The organism is Pseudomonas sp. ICBG1301 (assembly GCF_016918385.1).
Classification (GTDB): Bacteria; Pseudomonadota; Gammaproteobacteria; order Pseudomonadales; family Pseudomonadaceae; genus Aquipseudomonas; species Aquipseudomonas palleroniana.
Window position 1 is genome coordinate 456,090 of record NZ_JAEKGB010000003.1, and the last position, 17,831, is coordinate 473,920.

Sequence of the window (17,831 nt, forward strand, 5' to 3'; positions counted from 1 at the left end):
TCATCACATGCATTCAACACGCCCGGAATGGGCCGAATTGGCTTTTCGCCTTAACGGGCTATAGTCTGGCGCAGTTTTGCCGATAAGTAGAACAAGAGTTTTTCTGCTACACCCACTATGTCCATGAACCCGACGGCGCAAGTACCCATCTCCTATGGCTAAAATTATCGGCATCATCGTCGTCCTCGCGAGCGTGCTCGGCGGTTACGTCCTTTCCCACGGTAAAATTGCCGCGTTGATCCAGCCTTTCGAAGTGATGATCATCGGCGGGGCGGCATTCGGTGCATTCCTGCAAGCCAACCCTGGGTACATGACCATGCATGTGGTCAAAAAATCCCTGAGCATGTTCGGTTCACGCTTTTCCCACACCTTCTATCTGGAAGTGCTGGGCCTGGTCTACGAGATCCTCAACAAGAGTCGCCGCGAGGGGATGATGGCCATCGAGGCCGACATCGAAGATGCGGCGGCCAGCCCGATTTTCGCCAAGTACCCGGCCGTGCTCAAAGACGAGCGTATGACCGCCTATATCTGCGATTACCTGCGCATCATGTCTTCCGGCAACATGGCCCCCCACGAGTTGGAAGGCCTGTTCGACATGGAGCTGTTCAGCCTCAAGGAAGAACTGGAACACCCCTCCCACGCTGTCACCGGCATTGCCGACGGCATGCCGGGCTTCGGTATTGTTGCGGCGGTACTCGGTATCGTGGTGACCATGGCGTCCCTGGGCGATGGCGACCAGAAGGCCATCGGCATGCACGTGGGTGCGGCGTTGGTGGGGACATTCTTCGGTATTCTCGCGGCCTACGGTTTCTTTGGCCCGCTGGCGACTTCCCTGGCGCATGATGCCAAGGAAGAGATCAACCTCTATGAAGCGATCAAGGCGTGCCTGGTCGCTTCGGCCTCCGGCATGCCGCCATCGTTGGCGGTGGAGTTCGGTCGCAAGGTGCTGTACCCGAAACATCGCCCAAGCTTCGCCGAGCTGGAACAAGCGGTTCGCGGTCGCTAAGCCATGGAAAACAACCAGCCGATAATCATCAAGCGCGTCAAGCGCTTCGCTGCGGGGCACCACGGCGGCGCCTGGAAAATCGCCTTCGCCGACTTTGCGACGGCGATGATGGCGTTCTTCCTGGTTCTGTGGCTGATGTCTACCGCCACGCCGGAACAGAAGATCGCCATTGCCGGTTACTTCAAAGACCCCATTGGCTTCTCGGAAAGCGGTACGCCTTTTGTGATCGACCTCGGCGGTTCGCCGCAGTTGGCGCCTGAGCGCACGATCAACCCCGAGGTCAAGACCGAGGCCCCCCAGGAAAAAATCCCCGTCGAGCGCGACACGGTCGAGGCCATGGCTGAGCAAGTCGAGCAGGAGCGCCTGGAACTGTTGCTCAAGGAGTTGCAGACCAAGGTCGAAGAAAACCCGCAACTGTTGAAGTTCAAGGATCAGATCTCCTTCGAGATCACGCCCGAGGGCCTGCGTATCCAGATCACCGACGCCGCTAACCGGCCGATGTTCGACTCCGGCAGTGCCCGCTTGAAGCCGTACTTCGAAGATATCCTGCTGGCCATGGCCGACACCATCAAGGCGGTGCCGAACAAGATCAGCATCAGCGGCCACACCGACGCCAAGCCCTATGCAGGCCAGGGCGACTTCGGCAACTGGGAACTCTCGGCCAACCGCGCCAACGCTGCTCGTCGTGCGCTGGTGGCGGGCAGCTATCCGGACCCGCAAGTCGCGCGAGTGGTGGGTTTTGCTTCGTCGCAATTGTTTGATCCCGCAGACCCGTTCAACCCGGTCAACCGCCGGATCGATATCGTGGTGCTGACCAAAAAGGCCCAGCGCGCGATCGAGGGTGATCACAGTGCGGCGCCTGCGGTACCGAAACCTGGCGAAGGCGCGCCAGGGGAAGTCCCGGCTGACCCGAACGCCATTCCTCCCGGGCAGGAGCCATTGCCGGCCCATGAGCTACGGCAGAAGCTGAACCTGTTTGATGATGGTGGAGTGAAGGATCCTACGGTGCCTGCACCCAAGTCGTAATCACCATGCAAAAAGGCCGCGATGATCGCGGCCTTTTCGTTGGTGCAGGTTAGTAACTGTTCTCCGGCAAACTCGCAATGATCGACCGATAGCTGTTCATCCGTTGCTGCTGCACACGACCATCTTCCAGGGCCTTGAGCAACGCACAGCCCGGCTCACGGTCGTGTTTGCAGTCGCGGAAGCGGCAGGTGCCGATCAGGTCGTTGAATTCGATGAAGCCTGCTTCCACATCGCTGCGGCTGACATGGCCGAGGCCGAATTCCCGGATGCCCGGGGAGTCGATCAGCTCACCGCCACCGGGGAAGTGGAACAGTCGCGCGGTGGTGGTGGTGTGGGTGCCCTGGCCGGACAGCTCCGACAGCGGCCCCACGCGGGTCTCGACTTCAGGCAGCAGGCTGTTGACCAGTGATGACTTGCCTACGCCCGACTGGCCGACGAACACGCTGATGCGCCCGTCCAGCTGCTGTTGCAACTGTTCCATGCCATTGCCGTGATGCGCCGAGACTTCCAGCACCGGGTAACCCAAGGTGCGGTAGACCGCCAGCAATGCGTTGAGCGCCGGCGCGTTTTGCTCGTCGATCAGGTCGAATTTGTTCAGCAGCAACAGCGGGCGAATGCCGGCATGTTCGGCGGCCACCAGATAGCGGTCGATCAGGTTGGCATGGGGCTCGGGCAGCGGCGCGAACACAATCACGATCATGTCGACGTTGGCGGCTACCGGCTTGAGCTGGCCACGGCTGTCCGGGCGGCGCAGTTCGGTGGTGCGTGGCAACTGGGCGACGATTACGCCGATGCCCTGGTTGGCGGCACGCCACACAACCTGGTCGCCGGTGACCAGCGCAGGCAGGTTGGCGCGCAAGTGGCAGCGGAAAACCTGGCCGGCGAGTTCGCCTTCCAGCGCCTCGACCTCGACCTGCACACCGAAGTGCGCGATCACCAGGCCCGTTTGTTCGGGGCCCAGGTCGCCGCCTTCGAGCGCTTCCACGGCGGAGGATTCACGTTTGGCGGCGCGAGCGGCGCGTTCACCCTGAATCTTTTCGATGCGCCAGTTTTGGCGGCGATTGAGCTGGCGTTTGGCCATTGGTGTTCCGTGTCGATAATGCAAAGGATAGGTGAAACGGTCGCGAGTCTAGCATGCCCCCGCCTGCTAAACTGCGCAGCCACGCCAAGGTGCCAAGAGAATCAAGCCATGCAAAACCCACAGAACCTGATTTGGATCGATCTGGAAATGACCGGTCTGAACCCCGACACCGACGTCATCATCGAGATGGCGACCATTGTCACCGACAGCAACCTCAACACCCTGGCCGAAGGTCCGGTGATTGCCATCCATCACAGTGATGCAGTGTTGGCCACCATGGACGAGTGGAATACCCGCACCCACGGTAACTCCGGCCTGACCCAGCGGGTGCGCGACAGCCGTATCAGTATGGCCGAAGCCGAGGCCCAGACCATCGCCTTCCTGGAGAAGTGGGTGCCCAAGGGCAAGTCACCGATCTGCGGCAACAGTATCTGCCAGGACCGCCGCTTCCTTTATACCCACATGAAGGCGCTGGAAAGCTACTTCCATTACCGCAACCTGGATGTGTCCACCTTGAAAGAGCTGGCCGCACGCTGGGCGCCGGAAGTCAAAGACAGCTTCCACAAAGGCAGCACGCACTTGGCACTGGATGATATTCGCGAGTCGATTGCCGAGTTGCAGCACTACCGCAAGCATTTCATCAAGGCTTGATGATAAGGACTGCTTCATGCTGCTTATGCTTTACCTCATCGCCATCACGGCCGAAGCCATGACCGGCGCGCTGTCCGCCGGGCGCCGTGGCATGGACTGGTTTGGCGTGGTGCTGATCGCCTGCGTCACCGCCCTGGGCGGTGGTTCGGTGCGCGATGTGTTGCTGGGGCATTACCCGCTGACGTGGGTCAAGCACCCGGAATACCTGGTGCTGACGTCGGTTGCCGCACTGGTGACGATCTTTATCGCACCGCTGATGCGCCATCTGCGCTCGCTGTTCCTGGCGCTGGACGCCGTGGGGCTGGTGGCGTTTACCTTGATCGGCTGCATGACCGCCCTGGAAATGGGCCACGGCATGCTGGTGGCTGTGGTCAGTGGCGTGATCACCGGGGTGTTTGGCGGCATCCTGCGGGATATCTTCTGCAACGACATTCCCTTGATCTTCCGCCGTGAGCTATACGCCAGCGTTTCGTTCCTCGCCGCGTGGTTCTACATGCTGTGCCTGTATCTGGAGCTGCCCAGCGAGCAAGCGATTTTGCTGACGCTGTTCAGCGGCTTTCTATTGCGGTTGCTGGCGATCCGTTTCCACTGGGAAATGCCCAAGTTCGTCTACAACGACGACGTGCACTGACGCCCAGCGTGCTGGTTCAGCGCCCACTCGACGTGTTCGCGTACCAGTTCCGACGGATAATCCCGGCGTGCCTTCAACGCCTCCAGCACCGGGATGCTCGACGGCGCGTTGCCCAGGCCCACTGCCAGGTTGCGTAGCCAGCGCTCGTAACCGGCGCGACGTAGCGGTGAGCCCTCGGTGCTGCTGAGGAATTTATCCTCGTCCCACATGAACAGCTCGGCCAGTTCGGCGTTATCCAGGTTGTGGCGTGGCTTGAAATCACCCTCGGCGGTAGGCCGGGCGAAACGATTCCACGGGCAAACGATCTGGCAGTCATCGCAGCCGAACACGCGATTGCCGATCAGCGGGCGCAGGTCTTCAGGGATCGCGCTCTTGAGTTCGATGGTCAGGTAGGAAATGCAGCGTCGGGCGTCCAGCACATAGGGGCCGACGAAGGCATTGGTCGGGCAGATGTCCAGGCACGCGGTGCAGCGGCCGCAGTGTTCGGTGTCATGGGGGGCGTCCACCGGCAGTGGCAAGTCGACAAACAGTTCACTCAGGAAGAAGTAGCTGCCGGCCTTGCGGTTGAGTACCAGGGTGTTCTTGCCGATCCAGCCCAACCCGGCTTGTTCGGCGATGGCTTTTTCCAGCACGGGCGCGCTGTCCACGAAGGCGCGAAAGCCAAACGGGCCGATCTGTGCCTGAATGCGCTCGGCCAGTTGCTGTACGCGCTTGCGGATCAGCTTGTGATAGTCACGACCCAGGGCATAGCGCGAGATATAGGCTTTTTCCGGTTGGGCCAGCAATTGCGCCATTTGCGTGTCGCCGGGCAGGTAGTCCATGCGCAGCGAGACCACACGCAAGGTGCCCGGAACCAGCTCATCCGGGTGGGAGCGCTTGCTGCCATGGGCGCCCATGTACTCCATCTCGCCGTGATAACCCGCGGCGAGCCAGCGTTGCAGGTGCTGTTCATGCTCGGCCAGGTCCAGGCCGCTGATGCCGACTTGTTGAAAGCCCAGTTCGCGGCCCCAGTCTTTGATCGATTGGGCGAGGGCGGGCAGATCGGAGGTAATAGCAGGCATGAGACACGGGAAACCACGGGTGAGATGCGTATAATTCTGCCAGACATCGGAGCTTGAAGACGCATGCCGCAGACAAAACACGAAATAACCGACGTTCAGCCTTTGTTGCCCGGCCATTTGCCGCAACTGGCTGCGCGTCCTCCGCAGGCCCATAAAAGCTTGTTCGGCCACCTGCTGGTCATCGGCGGTGACCACGGCTTTGGCGGTGCTGCGCTGCTGAGTACCGAAAGCGCCTTGCGCAGTGGTGCCGGCATGGTGTCCCTGGCGACGCGGGCGGAGCATGTGCCGGCGGCGCTGGCGCGCTTGCCGGAGGTCATGACCGTCGGCGTCAGTTCGGCTAACCAATTGATGGGGTTGCTGGAAAAAATCTCGGTGATTGTCATTGGCCCTGGCCTGGGTGAGGCATCCTGGGGCAAAAGCCTGCTGTCGGCTGCCGCCAACGCCCGGCAGCCGCAAGTCTGGGATGCGGATGCGTTGAATCAACTGGCCAAGGGCGGTGTCAGTTTGCCGGTTGGCTCGGTCATCACCCCGCACCCTGGCGAAGCGGCGCGTTTGTTGGGGCTCACGACAGCCGAGGTTCAGGCCGAGCGTCTTAAGGTGGCGCGCGCTTTAAGCCAGAAATTCAATGCAGTCGCTATCCTCAAGGGTGCTGGCAGTTTGATTGCCAGCCCGGACGGTCGGGTTTCCCGCTGTGATCGTGGTCATCCGGCGATGGCCACGGCGGGGCTGGGTGATGTCCTGGCGGGCTTGGTCGGCGCCCTGCTGGCTCAAGGTATGCTGGCCTATGAGGCGGGCTGTCTGGCCGTGTGGCTGCACGCTGCGGCGGGAGAGCGCCAAGGCATACTGGGTCGCGGGCTGGCTGCCAGTGACCTGATTCCTGCCATTCGTCAATTGCTGGAGGAGCAATCGCCGTGTCTGAAGTAACCCTGTTTCTGGCAGATGAAGACGCAATGGTCGCCTTCGGCCATCGTATCGCCCAAGTGACGGCGGGCACCGGGCTGATTTTTCTTGAGGGTGACCTGGGGGCGGGCAAAACCACGCTCTCGCGCGGCATCATTCGTGGCTTGGGCCACACTGGCGCGGTTAAAAGCCCGACGTTCACGCTGGTAGAGCCCTACGAAATTGGCCAGGTGCGAGCTTTCCATTTCGACCTTTATCGCCTGGTCGATCCCGAAGAGCTGGAGTACATGGGCATCCGGGATTATTTCGACGAAGACGCGTTGTGCCTGATCGAGTGGCCAGATAAAGGCACAGGCTTTTTGCCAAAGCCGGACCTGACCATTACCATTACGCCGCATGAATCAGGACGTCAGTTGAAGTTGTTGCCCCAAAGCGTGCGCGGCCAGTCCTGGTGCGCTGCTTTGGCATTGGAATTCAAATAATTGGTGGGGTTAGGTATGCGCTTTCGCGCGTTGGTTGCTGTCGTAGGGGTATTGCTTGCGGCAATGACTGTCAATGCTCTGGCTGCTTCGCAGGTGAAAAGTGTTCGCCTGTGGCGAGCGCCGGATAACACGCGACTGGTGTTCGACCTGTCTGGCCCGGTCCAGCACAGTGTCTTTACCCTGACGGCGCCCGATCGCCTGGTGATCGACATCAATGGTGCGTCCCTGGCCGCGCCGCTCAAGGTGTCCACCGCCAACACCCCGATTACCGCCATGCGCTCGGCCCAGCGTACGCCGACCGATCTGCGTGTGGTTATCGATCTGAAAAAGGCCGTGACCCCGAAAAGCTTCTCCCTGGCGCCGAATGCCCAGTACGGCAACCGGCTGGTGGTCGATCTGTTCGACAATGCCGCCGATGCCAACCCGACGCCCGTGCCGACCCCGAGTGTTGCCACGGTACCGGCCGTGCCGGTCAACCCGTCGCAGCCGCAGGTCAAGTTGCCGCCACCCCCACCGGCCCCGCCGGGCAAGCGTGACATTATTGTGGTGATCGATGCCGGCCATGGTGGCGAAGACCCGGGCGCATCCGGCTCGCGCGGCCAGCATGAAAAAGACGTGGTATTGGCCATCGCCCGTGAGCTGCAGCGTCAGGTCAGCGCGATGAAAGGCTATCGCGCCGAGCTGACCCGTACCGGTGACTACTTCATTCCATTGCGCGGCCGTACGGAAATCGCCCGCAAGAAAGGCGCCGACCTGTTTGTGTCGATCCACGCCGACGCCGCACCCTCGTCCGCCGCCTTCGGCGCCTCGGTGTTCGCCCTGTCCGATCGCGGCGCGACTTCCGAGACTGCCCGTTGGCTGGCCGACAGCGAAAACCGTTCCGACTTGATCGGCGGGGCCGGCAACGTGTCTCTGGATGACAAGGACAAAATGCTCGCCGGCGTGCTGCTCGACCTGTCGATGACTGCTTCGCTGACTTCCAGCCTGAATGTCGGCCAGAAAGTGCTGAGCAATATCGGCCGGGTCACTTCGCTGCACAAGCAGCGTGTCGAGCAGGCTGGGTTCATGGTGTTGAAGTCGCCGGATATCCCGTCGATCCTGGTGGAAACCGGCTTTATCTCCAATTCCAACGAAGCCTCCAAGCTGGCCAGTACCAGCCACCAGCAGGCGCTGGCGCGTTCGATCAGCGCCGGTATCCGCCAGTTCTTCCAGCAGAACCCGCCGCCGGGCACTTACATTGCCTGGCTGCGCGACTCCGGGAAAATCGCCCAGGGCCCGCGTGACCACCGCGTGCAGCCCGGCGACACCCTGGCCATGCTGGCCGTGCGCTTCCAGGTTTCGCCTGCCACGTTGCGCAGTGCCAATGGCCTGAAAACCGATGAATTGAAAGTCGGCCAGGTATTGACCATTCCCGGCACTGAATTGGCGGCGCAGTAATGAGCGAATCACAGTTGAACAGCGGCGCACGCATCGAACTGCTCAGCCCGCGCCTGGCCAACCAGATTGCCGCGGGCGAAGTGGTTGAGCGTCCGGCGTCGGTGATCAAGGAGCTGCTGGAGAACAGTATCGACTCAGGCGCCAAGCGTATCGATGTCGATGTGGAGCAGGGCGGCGTCAAGCTCCTGCGCGTGCGCGACGACGGTAGCGGCATCTCCTCCGATGACCTGCCGCTGGCTCTGGCGCGTCACGCCACCAGCAAGATTCGCGATCTGGAAGACCTTGAGCGGGTGATGAGCCTGGGTTTTCGCGGTGAGGCCTTGGCCTCCATCAGCTCCGTGGCCCGCCTGACCCTGACCTCGCGGACCCGTGGTGCCGACCAGGCCTGGCAGGTAGAAACCGAAGGCCGTGACATGGCGCCTCGTGTCCAGCCGGCTGCGCACCCGGTGGGCACTTCGGTGGAAGTGCGCGACTTGTTCTTCAATACCCCGGCGCGCCGCAAGTTCCTCAAGGCTGAAAAAACCGAATTCGATCACCTGCAGGAAGTCATCAAGCGCTTGGCGTTGGCCCGTTTCGACGTGGCTTTTCATCTGCGCCACAACGGCAAGACCATCCTCAGCCTGCATGAAGCCAATGACGACGCTGCCCGTGCACGGCGTGTGGCCGCTGTTTGCGGGTCGGGTTTCCTGGAGCAGGCACTGCCGATTGAGATCGAGCGCAATGGCTTGCGCCTGTGGGGTTGGGTCGGGTTGCCGACGTTCTCCCGTAGTCAGGCGGACCTGCAGTATTTCTTCGTGAATGGTCGTGCAGTACGCGATAAGTTGGTGGCCCATGCGGTGCGCCAGGCGTATCGCGACGTTCTGTTCAATGGGCGGCACCCCACGTTTGTGCTGTTTTTTGAGGTCGACCCGTCAGTGGTCGACGTCAACGTGCATCCGACCAAGCATGAAGTGCGTTTTCGTGACGGGCGCATGGTGCATGACTTCCTCTATGGCACGTTGCACCGTGCCTTGGGCGATGTGCGGCCGGATGATCAGTTGTCTGCGCCGATCGTGACGGCGGTGGTACGGCCGAGCGGTCCGGAGGCCGGCGAGTTCGGCCCACAGGGCGAAATGAGCCTGGCGGCCAATTTGTTGCAATCGCCGCAACCACAGCCGTCATACACCGCGCCGGGTTCCGGTTCGGGCGCGGGTTATCAGTACCAATACACCCCGCGTCCGCAGTCGACAGTGCCGGTGGCGGAGGCCAAGGCGGCTTATCGCGAGTTTTTTGCGCCATTGCCGGGTGCCGAGCCGGGCGCCGTTGCGTTGCCGGAGGGTGGGGGGGATATTCCACCGCTGGGTTATGCGTTGGCGCAACTCAAAGGCATCTACATCCTGGCGGAAAACGCCCACGGCCTGGTGCTGGTCGATATGCATGCCGCCCATGAGCGGATCATGTACGAGCGCTTGAAGATCGCCATGGCCAGCGAAGGTCTCAGCGGCCAGCCGCTGTTGGTGCCCGAGTCTCTGGCGGTCAGCCAGCGGGAAGCCGATTGCGCCGAAGAGCATCACGGCGTGTTCCAGAAACTGGGCTTCGAATTGCAGCGCCTTGGGCCGGAAACCCTGGCGATCCGCCAGATTCCTGCGCTGCTCAAGCAGGCTGAAGCCAACCGCCTGGTCGCTGATGTGCTGGCGGACCTGATGGAGTACGGCACCAGCGATCGTATCCAGGCGCACATCAATGAGCTGCTTGGCACTATGGCCTGTCATGGCGCCATCCGCGCCAATCGCCGCCTGGCCCTGCCGGAAATGAACGGGCTGCTGCGCGACATGGAAAACACCGAGCGCAGCGGGCAATGCAACCATGGCCGACCGACCTGGACCCAGATGGGCCTGGACGATCTGGACAAACTGTTCCTGCGCGGCCGTTGATGAGTGCCTTGCCCCCCGCCATCTTCCTGATGGGCCCCACGGCAGCCGGCAAGACCGACCTGGCCATCGAGCTGACCAAAGTGTTGCCGTGCGAGCTGATCAGTGTCGACTCTGCCCTGGTTTACCGGGACATGGACATCGGTACGGCCAAGCCCTCAAAAGCGCTATTGGCCCAATATCCGCACCGGTTGATCGACATTATCGACCCGGCCGAAAGCTATTCTGCGGCGGATTTCCGTACCGACGCTCTGGCTGCCATGGCTGAGATCACCGCGCGGGGCAATATTCCGCTGCTGGTGGGCGGTACGATGCTCTACTACAAGGCTTTGCAGGAAGGCCTGGCGGATATGCCGCCGGCTGATGCCCAGGTGCGCGCCGAGCTTGAAGAGGAGGCTGCACGCCTTGGTTGGCAAGCGCTGCACGATCAGTTGGCGGCGGTTGACCCGGTCTCTGCCGCGCGCATTCACCCCAATGACCCCCAGCGCCTCACACGCGCCCTGGAAGTCTGGCGTGTGAGCGGCCAGACCATGACTGAACACAGGCTGAAACAAACTGCGCAAAGTGCTGATGCAGACGCATCTGGACAGTCACAATTGCCCTATACTGTGGCGAATCTGGCGATTGCTCCGGCAAATCGCCAGGTGCTGCATGAACGAATTGCACAAAGATTCACAATTATGTTGGAACAGGGGTTTGTGGACGAGGTCGTAGCACTGCGTTCAAGAGGTGACCTGCATTCCGGGCTACCTTCCATACGTGCTGTAGGCTATCGCCAAGTCTGGGATCATCTGGATGGCAAGCTGACGTGGGCCGAAATGCAGGAGCGCGGCATCATCGCCACGCGCCAATTGGCCAAACGCCAGTTCACCTGGCTGCGCAGCTGGAGCGATTTGCACTGGTTGGACAGCCTGGACAGCGACAATCTGTCACGCGCCTTGAAATACTTGGGAACGGTCTCCATATTGAGCTGAGTCCTTGCAATTGCCGTCTATCCTTGGGGGTGTGACGGCCATAAGCTATCTATTTTCCGCTTTTTTATTATTGATCCTTATAGGAGTGCGACACATGTCAAAAGGGCATTCGCTACAAGACCCTTACTTGAATACTTTACGTAAAGAGAAAGTGGGGGTTTCCATCTACCTGGTGAACGGTATCAAACTGCAAGGTACGATCGAATCGTTCGACCAGTTCGTGATCCTGCTGAAGAACACCGTCAGCCAGATGGTCTACAAGCACGCTATCTCGACAGTTGTTCCAGTTCGTCCAATCCGTCTGCCTAGCGCAGTTGGTGAAGATGCAGCTGACGCTGAGCCAGGTAACGCCTGATAGGAGTCTCCTTTGTTCTTTGAGCGCCACGGTGGTGGTGAGCGAGTCATCCTCGTTCACTTGGATGGACAGGACCCTGAGGCGCGCGAAGATCCGCAGGAGTTTCAGGAGTTGGCAAATTCGGCCGGCGCCGAGACCGTTGCGTTTTTTAACGTGCCGCGTCATCGGCCAACCGCCAAATTCCTGATTGGCAGCGGCAAGGTCGAGGAGCTGCGCGACCTGGTGCACGCCGAAGAAGCCGATCTGGTGATCTTCAATCACGTCCTCACACCCAGTCAGGAACGTAACCTCGAACGTGTCTTCGAGTGTCGCGTGATCGACCGTACCGGTCTGATTCTCGATATCTTTGCCCAGCGCGCCCGTACCCATGAAGGCAAGCTCCAGGTTGAACTGGCCCAGCTTGACCACATGAGCACCCGGCTGGTTCGCGGCTGGACTCACCTTGAACGCCAGGGTGGTGGTATCGGTATGCGCGGCCCGGGTGAAACCCAGCTTGAAACCGACCGACGCCTGTTGCGGGTTCGCCTGCGCCAGATCAAGGGCCGCCTGGAGAAAGTGCGTAGCCAGCGCGAACAGTCGCGCCGTGGCCGTTCCCGTGCGGATATTCCTACCGTTTCCCTGGTGGGCTACACCAACGCCGGTAAATCCACGCTGTTCAATAACGTGACGAAGTCCGACGTATACGCGGCCGACCAACTGTTCGCCACCCTCGACCCGACCTTGCGCCGTCTGGACCTGGATGACCTGGGGCCGATTGTCCTGGCGGATACGGTGGGCTTTATTCGTCACTTGCCCCACAAGCTGGTCGAAGCGTTTCGGTCTACGCTCGAAGAGTCGAGCAACTCGGATCTGTTGTTGCACGTGATCGATGCGGCCGAACCGGATCGCATGTTGCAGATTGAACAGGTGATGTTGGTACTGGGCGAGATTGGTGCACAGGACTTGCCGATCCTCGAGGTCTATAACAAACTCGATTTGCTTGAAGGCGTAGAGCCACAAATTCAACGCGACGAGAACGGCAAGCCCCAGCGGGTATGGCTGTCAGCGCGTGATGGCAGTGGTTTGGAATTACTCGAACAAGCTATTGCCGAGCTGTTGGGCAGCGATTTGTTTATCGGCACCTTGCGCTTGCCGCAGCGTTTTGCTCGACTGCGTGCACAGTTTTTCGAGTTGGGCGCAGTGCAGAAAGAAGAACATGACGACGAAGGTGTCAGCTTGCTGGCCGTTCGATTGCCGCGCTCGGAACTGAATCGGCTGGTCAGCCGTGAAGGCGTCGTACCGGCGGAGTTCATCGAACAACACACTTTGCAATAAAAGCCTGAGAAAGCGGTTGTGTCGCAGTAGCAGGCATTCTGTAGCATTGGTCGGCGCGCCGTGGGCGCGTCTTTGCTTTATCAGATGGAGAGCGCTATGGCTTGGAATGAGCCGGGTGGCAACTCGAATAATCAGGATCCTTGGGGTGGTAAGCGCCGCAATAATGGCGACCGCAAGGGGCCGCCGGATCTCGACGAGGCCTTCCGAAAGCTGCAGGAAAGCCTGAATGGGTTGTTCGGTGGTGGGAAAAAAAGTGGTGGTGACGACGGCGGTCGCACAAGCAAGGGTGGCGGCTATGGCCTGCTGGGCCTGGGTCTTGTCGTGCTGGCGGCCGTATGGCTGTACAGCGCGGTCTACGTAGTCGACGAGCAGGAGCAGGCCGTCGTGCTGCGCTTCGGCAAGTACTACGAGACGGTAGGGCCGGGCCTGAATATCTACTTCCCGCCGATCGACAAGAAGTACATGGAGAACGTCACGCGTGAGCGTGCCTACACCAAGCAGGGCCAGATGCTGACCGAAGACGAGAACATCGTCGAAGTGCCGCTGACCGTGCAGTACAAGATCAGCAACCTGCAGGACTTCGTGCTGAACGTCGACCAGCCTGAGATCAGCCTGCAGCACGCAACCGAAAGCGCCCTGCGCCATGTGGTGGGGTCCACTGCGATGGACCAGGTGCTGACCGAAGGGCGTGAGTTGATGGCCAGCGAAATCAAGGAGCGCCTGCAACGGTTCCTCGATACCTATCGCACCGGTATCACCGTCACTCAGGTGAACGTGCAGAGCGCAGCGGCACCGCGTGAAGTGCAGGAAGCCTTTGACGACGTGATCCGCGCCCGTGAAGACGAGCAGCGTTCGCGCAACCAGGCTGAAACCTATGCCAATGGCGTCGTGCCGGAAGCCCGTGGTCAGGCCCAGCGTATCCTTGAGGATGCCAACGGTTACCGTGACGAAGTGGTTTCCCGCGCCAAGGGTGAGGCAGATCGCTTTACCAAGCTGGTTGCCGAGTACCGCAAGGCTCCGGAAGTCACGCGTGAGCGTCTGTACCTGGACACCATGCAGGAAGTCTTCAGCAACACCAGCAAGGTTCTCGTGACCGGCAACAAAGGTGGGCAGAACAACCTGTTGTACCTGCCGCTGGACAAGATGATCGAAGGTGGCCGTAGCGGCACCAACGCGCCGTCTACCGGTTCGACGGCTGCTGCCAACGAAGCGAGCGCCCGTTCGGCCGCTGACTTGCTGCAACAGCAAACACGTACCAGGGAGAGTCGTTGATGAGCAATAAATCGCTGACCGCCCTGATTGTGGGCGTCGTCGTGGTCATCGCTGCCTGGAACTGCTTCTACATCGTGTCTCAGACCGAGCGTGCGGTGTTGCTGCAATTCGGTCGCGTGGTGCAGGCGGACGTCCAGCCAGGTCTGCATGTGAAGGTTCCTTACGTCAACCAGGTGCGCAAGTTCGACGCCCGCCTGATGACCCTGGATGCACCGACGCAACGCTTCCTGACCCTGGAAAAGAAAGCCGTGATGGTTGACGCCTATGCCAAGTGGCGCGTCAAGGATGCCGAGCGTTTCTACACTGCGACCTCCGGCCTCAAGCAGATTGCCGACGAGCGTTTGTCGCGCCGCCTGGAATCGGGCCTGCGTGACCAGTTTGGTAAGCGCACCCTGCACGAGGTGGTGTCCGGTGAACGTGATGCGCTGATGGCTGATATCACGCGCTCGTTGAACACGATGGCGGAAAAAGAGCTGGGCATTGAAGTGATCGATGTTCGGGTCAAGGCCATCGATCTGCCGAAGGAAGTGAACCGCAGCGTGTTCGAGCGCATGAGCACCGAGCGTGAGCGTGAAGCCCGCGAGCACCGTGCCAAGGGTAACGAGTTGGCCGAAGGTATCCGTGCGGATGCCGACCGTCAGCGCCGTGTACTGTTGGCGGAAGCCTATCGCGAGTCTGAAGAGGCCCGCGGTGATGGCGACGCTCAAGCCGCGGCGATCTACGCCAAGGCCTATGGGCAGGACCAGGAGTTCTACGCGTTCTACCGTAGCCTGCGTGCCTACCGTGAAAGCTTCGCAAACAAAACCGACGTCATGGTGCTGGACCCAAGTAGCGAGTTCTTCCGCTACCTGGAAAAAGCCAAGTAATCAGCGCGTTGCTGTGTAGGACTTACTCCGTCGGGCGGCTAAAACGCCTGGCGGGGTGATCCTTTCAGAAAACGGGTGTATGATGCGGCAGCCGGGAAATTCCCGGCTTTTTTGCGTCTGCATGTTTGATTCGGCAGGCGTGACAGGTTTTTCGAGGAAAGTGCCCGACGAGGCCGCTGGCAGGCCGATCGTCACGTCGCTCTTGCGCGTGGTTTATGCAGGCGGCGGGTATTTTCTGCTTCACTCAAGGCTCGGCCGAGGGCTGGCCGCCCGGATCATAGGGGAATGGCGTAATGGCAACGGTAGACCGCTGGCTGCTGCCAGATGGCATCGAAGAAGTACTGCCACCGGAAGCTGCGCGCATTGAAGTAGCGCGTCGCCAGGTGTTGGATCTGTTCCAGAGCTGGGGTTACGAGTTTGTCGTCACCCCTCATATCGAGTACCTGGAATCCCTGCTGACCGGCGCGGGCCAGGACCTGGATTTGCGCACCTTCAAGGTCATCGACCCGCAATCAGGCCGGCAAATGGGTTTCCGTGCCGACATCACGCCGCAAGTGGCGCGTATCGATGCGCACACCCTGCGTCGCGAAGGCCCGAGCCGTCTGTGTTACGCCGGTAGCGTGCTGCATGCGCAGCCTCGTGCCTTGTCGTCTTCCCGCAGCCCGATCCAGCTGGGTGCCGAGTTGTACGGCGATGCCAGCCCAAGCAGCGACGTTGAAGTGATCAGCTTGATGCTGGCCATGCTGCAACTGGCTGATGTGCCGGATGTCCACATGGACCTGGGGCATGTCGGTATCTACCGTGGCCTGGCCCGTGCGGCCGGTTTGTCCGGTGAAGTGGAACAACAGTTGTTCGATGCCCTGCAACGCAAGGCTATCGATGAAGTCATTGCCCTGACCGCTGGCGTGCCTGCCGACCTGGCCGACATGCTGCGTGCGCTGGTGAACCTGTGCGGTGGCCGTGAAGTGCTGGTGGCTGCGCGTGAGCGCCTGGCCAATGCGCCGGCGCCCGTACTGGCTGCACTGGACGACGTGCTGGCAATTGCCGAGCAGTTGTCGGCGCGCTTCCCGCAGTTGCCGCTGTACTTCGACCTGGGTGAATTGCGCGGCTACCACTACCACACCGGTGTAGTGTTCGCCGTATTTGTCCCGGGTGTTGGCCAGGCCATCGCCCAGGGTGGTCGTTATGACGACATTGGCGCCGACTTCGGTCGAGCCCGCCCGGCGACTGGCTTTTCTACCGATTTGAAAACCCTGGTGACCCTGGGGCGTGCTGAGGTCGAGCTGCCGTCTGGTGGCATCTGGATGCCCGACAGTACGGACGCAGCACTCTGGCAGCAGGTTTGCCAGTTGCGCGGTGAGGGTCAGCGTGTCGTCCAGGCGTTGCCTGGGCAGCCATTGGCCGCCGCCCGTGAAGCGGACTGTGACCGGCAATTGATTCTGCAGAACGGGCTTTGGCAAGTATCGCCACTGGCTTCTTGAGTTTTCCTGCCGGCTATTGCCGGCACCAAGTTTGCGCGAATGAGGACAAGTGTTATGGGTAAGAATGTCGTAGTCCTGGGCACCCAGTGGGGTGATGAGGGCAAAGGCAAGATCGTTGATCTGCTGACCGAACATGCTGCCGCCGTAGTGCGCTACCAAGGTGGCCACAACGCTGGCCACACTCTGGTCATCGATGGCGAAAAAACCGTCTTGCACCTGATCCCGTCGGGCGTCCTGCGCGAAGGCGTGCAGTGCCTGATCGGCAACGGTGTGGTGGTTGCACCTGACGCCTTGCTGCGTGAGATCACCAAGCTGGAAGAAAAAGGCGTACCGGTGCGCGAGCGCCTGCGTATCAGCCCGTCCTGCCCGCTGATCCTGTCCTTCCATGTTGCGTTGGACCAGGCCCGTGAAAAGGCGCGTGGCGAGCTGAAGATCGGTACCACCGGTCGCGGTATCGGCCCGGCCTATGAAGACAAGGTCGCACGCCGTGGCCTGCGTGTGGGCGACCTGCTCAACATGCCGCGCTTTGAAGACAAGCTGCGTGAGCTGGTGGATTACCACAACTTCATGCTGGTGGGTTACTACAAAGAGCCGGCGATCGAGTTCGACAAGACCCTGGCTGAGTGCAAGGAATACGCCGAGCTGCTCAAGCCGTTGATGCTGGACGTGACTGCCGAGCTGCACGAGCTGCGTCGCGCCGGTAAAGACATCATGTTCGAAGGCGCCCAGGGTTCGCTGCTGGACATCGACCACGGTACCTATCCGTACGTGACCAGTTCCAACACCACCGCAGGTGGCGTTGCAACGGGTTCGGGCGTGGGGCCTATGTTCCTGGACTACATCCTGGGCATCACCAAGGCCTACACCACGCGTGTCGGTTCGGGTCCGTTCCCGACTGAGCTGTTCGACGAAGTCGGTGCACACCTGGCCAAGCAAGGTCACGAGTTCGGTGCGACCACCGGGCGTGCCCGTCGTTGCGGCTGGTTCGATGCCGTTATCCTGCGTCGCGCTATCGACGTGAACAGCATCTCGGGCATCTGCCTGACCAAGCTGGACGTACTCGATGGTCTGGAAACCATCAATATCTGCGTTGGCTACAAAGATGCAGATGGCAATAGCGTTGCCCCGACTGACGCCGACAGCTATGTGGGCCTGCAGCCGGTGTACGAAGAAGTGCCGGGCTGGAGCGAATCGACCGTGGGTGCCAAGACCCTGGAAGAGCTGCCGGCCAATGCCCGCGCTTACATCAAGCGCGTGGAAGAGCTGATTGGCGCACCGATCGACATTATTTCGACGGGCCCTGACCGCAACGAAACCATCGTTCTGCGTCATCCGTTCGCTTAATAAGCTGTTGATGTAAAAAGCAAAGGGCTCCTTCGGGAGC

Annotated in this window: 17 protein-coding genes; 15 read left to right on the plus strand and 2 right to left on the minus strand. The window is 60.7% G+C overall.

What is annotated here, in order from left to right; all coding sequences use genetic code 11:
• Positions 1 to 154: 154 nt before the first annotated feature.
• Positions 155 to 1,006 (plus strand): flagellar motor stator protein MotA, encoded by an 852-nt coding sequence (motA, locus tag JBE38_RS09235; protein ID WP_060755115.1) that lies wholly within the window; start codon positions 155 to 157, stop codon positions 1,004 to 1,006.
• 3 nt (positions 1,007 to 1,009) lie between these two features.
• Positions 1,010 to 2,032 carry a flagellar motor protein MotB gene (motB, locus tag JBE38_RS09240; RefSeq protein ID WP_090367151.1) on the plus strand — a complete coding sequence of 341 codons (1,023 nt, stop codon included), beginning with the start codon at positions 1,010 to 1,012 and terminating at the stop codon, positions 2,030 to 2,032.
• A 49-nt stretch (positions 2,033 to 2,081) separates the two neighbouring features.
• On the opposite strand, the gene rsgA is transcribed toward motB, so the two are convergent.
• Positions 2,082 to 3,113, minus strand: a complete 1,032-nt coding sequence (rsgA, locus tag JBE38_RS09245) for a small ribosomal subunit biogenesis GTPase RsgA (RefSeq protein WP_205344173.1) — start codon at positions 3,111 to 3,113, stop codon at positions 2,082 to 2,084.
• A gap of 108 nt (positions 3,114 to 3,221) precedes the next feature.
• Here rsgA and orn point away from each other — a divergent pair, with 108 nt between their 5' ends.
• Together orn and JBE38_RS09255 are read left to right on the plus strand one after the other, a co-directional pair.
• Positions 3,222 to 3,764, plus strand: coding sequence for an oligoribonuclease (gene orn / locus JBE38_RS09250; RefSeq protein WP_034105723.1), 543 nt, complete (start codon positions 3,222 to 3,224; stop codon positions 3,762 to 3,764).
• 16 nt (positions 3,765 to 3,780) lie between these two features.
• Positions 3,781 to 4,395 carry a trimeric intracellular cation channel family protein gene (locus JBE38_RS09255; protein ID WP_060755111.1) on the plus strand — a complete coding sequence of 205 codons (615 nt, stop codon included), beginning with the start codon at positions 3,781 to 3,783 and terminating at the stop codon, positions 4,393 to 4,395.
• On the opposite strand, the gene queG is transcribed toward JBE38_RS09255, so the two are convergent.
• Positions 4,374 to 5,456, minus strand: coding sequence for a tRNA epoxyqueuosine(34) reductase QueG (queG, locus tag JBE38_RS09260; protein WP_060755110.1), 1,083 nt, complete (start codon positions 5,454 to 5,456; stop codon positions 4,374 to 4,376). The genes JBE38_RS09255 and queG overlap by 22 nt on opposite strands.
• Before the next feature lie 63 nt (positions 5,457 to 5,519).
• Here queG and JBE38_RS09265 point away from each other — a divergent pair, with 63 nt between their 5' ends.
• The 11 genes from JBE38_RS09265 to JBE38_RS09315 all read left to right on the plus strand — a co-directional run bounded on the left by JBE38_RS09265 (position 5,520) and on the right by JBE38_RS09315 (position 17,791).
• Positions 5,520 to 6,380 (plus strand): NAD(P)H-hydrate dehydratase, encoded by an 861-nt coding sequence (locus tag JBE38_RS09265; RefSeq protein ID WP_090367148.1) that lies wholly within the window; start codon positions 5,520 to 5,522, stop codon positions 6,378 to 6,380.
• Entirely contained in the window at positions 6,368 to 6,838 is a 471-nt protein-coding gene (gene tsaE, locus JBE38_RS09270; RefSeq protein WP_090367145.1) for a tRNA (adenosine(37)-N6)-threonylcarbamoyltransferase complex ATPase subunit type 1 TsaE, read from the plus strand. Before JBE38_RS09265 ends, tsaE begins: the two co-directional genes overlap by 13 nt.
• A gap of 15 nt (positions 6,839 to 6,853) precedes the next feature.
• Complete coding sequence (locus tag JBE38_RS09275) at positions 6,854 to 8,275, plus strand: N-acetylmuramoyl-L-alanine amidase (protein ID WP_205344174.1); 1,422 nt, start codon at positions 6,854 to 6,856, stop codon at positions 8,273 to 8,275.
• The gene (gene mutL / locus JBE38_RS09280) at positions 8,275 to 10,188 is read left to right on the plus strand and encodes a DNA mismatch repair endonuclease MutL (protein WP_060755106.1); all 1,914 of its coding nucleotides are present in this window, start codon (positions 8,275 to 8,277) and stop codon (positions 10,186 to 10,188) included. The genes JBE38_RS09275 and mutL overlap by 1 nt, the downstream gene beginning before the upstream one ends.
• Positions 10,188 to 11,159, plus strand: a complete 972-nt coding sequence (miaA, locus tag JBE38_RS09285) for a tRNA (adenosine(37)-N6)-dimethylallyltransferase MiaA (protein ID WP_060755105.1) — start codon at positions 10,188 to 10,190, stop codon at positions 11,157 to 11,159. Before mutL ends, miaA begins: the two co-directional genes overlap by 1 nt.
• Positions 11,160 to 11,253: 94 nt before the next feature.
• Positions 11,254 to 11,514, plus strand: a complete 261-nt coding sequence (gene hfq, locus JBE38_RS09290) for an RNA chaperone Hfq (protein WP_126851502.1) — start codon at positions 11,254 to 11,256, stop codon at positions 11,512 to 11,514.
• Between the two features lie 12 nt (positions 11,515 to 11,526).
• Positions 11,527 to 12,828: a ribosome rescue GTPase HflX gene (gene hflX / locus JBE38_RS09295; protein ID WP_090367139.1), complete on the plus strand. Its 1,302-nt coding sequence runs from the start codon at positions 11,527 to 11,529 to the stop codon at positions 12,826 to 12,828.
• Between the two features lie 96 nt (positions 12,829 to 12,924).
• Entirely contained in the window at positions 12,925 to 14,100 is a 1,176-nt protein-coding gene (gene hflK / locus JBE38_RS09300; RefSeq protein ID WP_090367136.1) for an FtsH protease activity modulator HflK, read from the plus strand.
• Positions 14,100 to 14,966: a protease modulator HflC gene (hflC, locus tag JBE38_RS09305; RefSeq protein WP_060755102.1), complete on the plus strand. Its 867-nt coding sequence runs from the start codon at positions 14,100 to 14,102 to the stop codon at positions 14,964 to 14,966. The genes hflK and hflC overlap by 1 nt, the downstream gene beginning before the upstream one ends.
• Before the next feature lie 293 nt (positions 14,967 to 15,259).
• Positions 15,260 to 16,447, plus strand: a complete 1,188-nt coding sequence (locus JBE38_RS09310) for an ATP phosphoribosyltransferase regulatory subunit (RefSeq protein ID WP_060755101.1) — start codon at positions 15,260 to 15,262, stop codon at positions 16,445 to 16,447.
• Positions 16,448 to 16,501: 54 nt separating this feature from the next.
• Complete coding sequence (locus JBE38_RS09315) at positions 16,502 to 17,791, plus strand: adenylosuccinate synthase (RefSeq protein WP_060755100.1); 1,290 nt, start codon at positions 16,502 to 16,504, stop codon at positions 17,789 to 17,791.
• Positions 17,792 to 17,831: the final 40 nt, after the last annotated feature.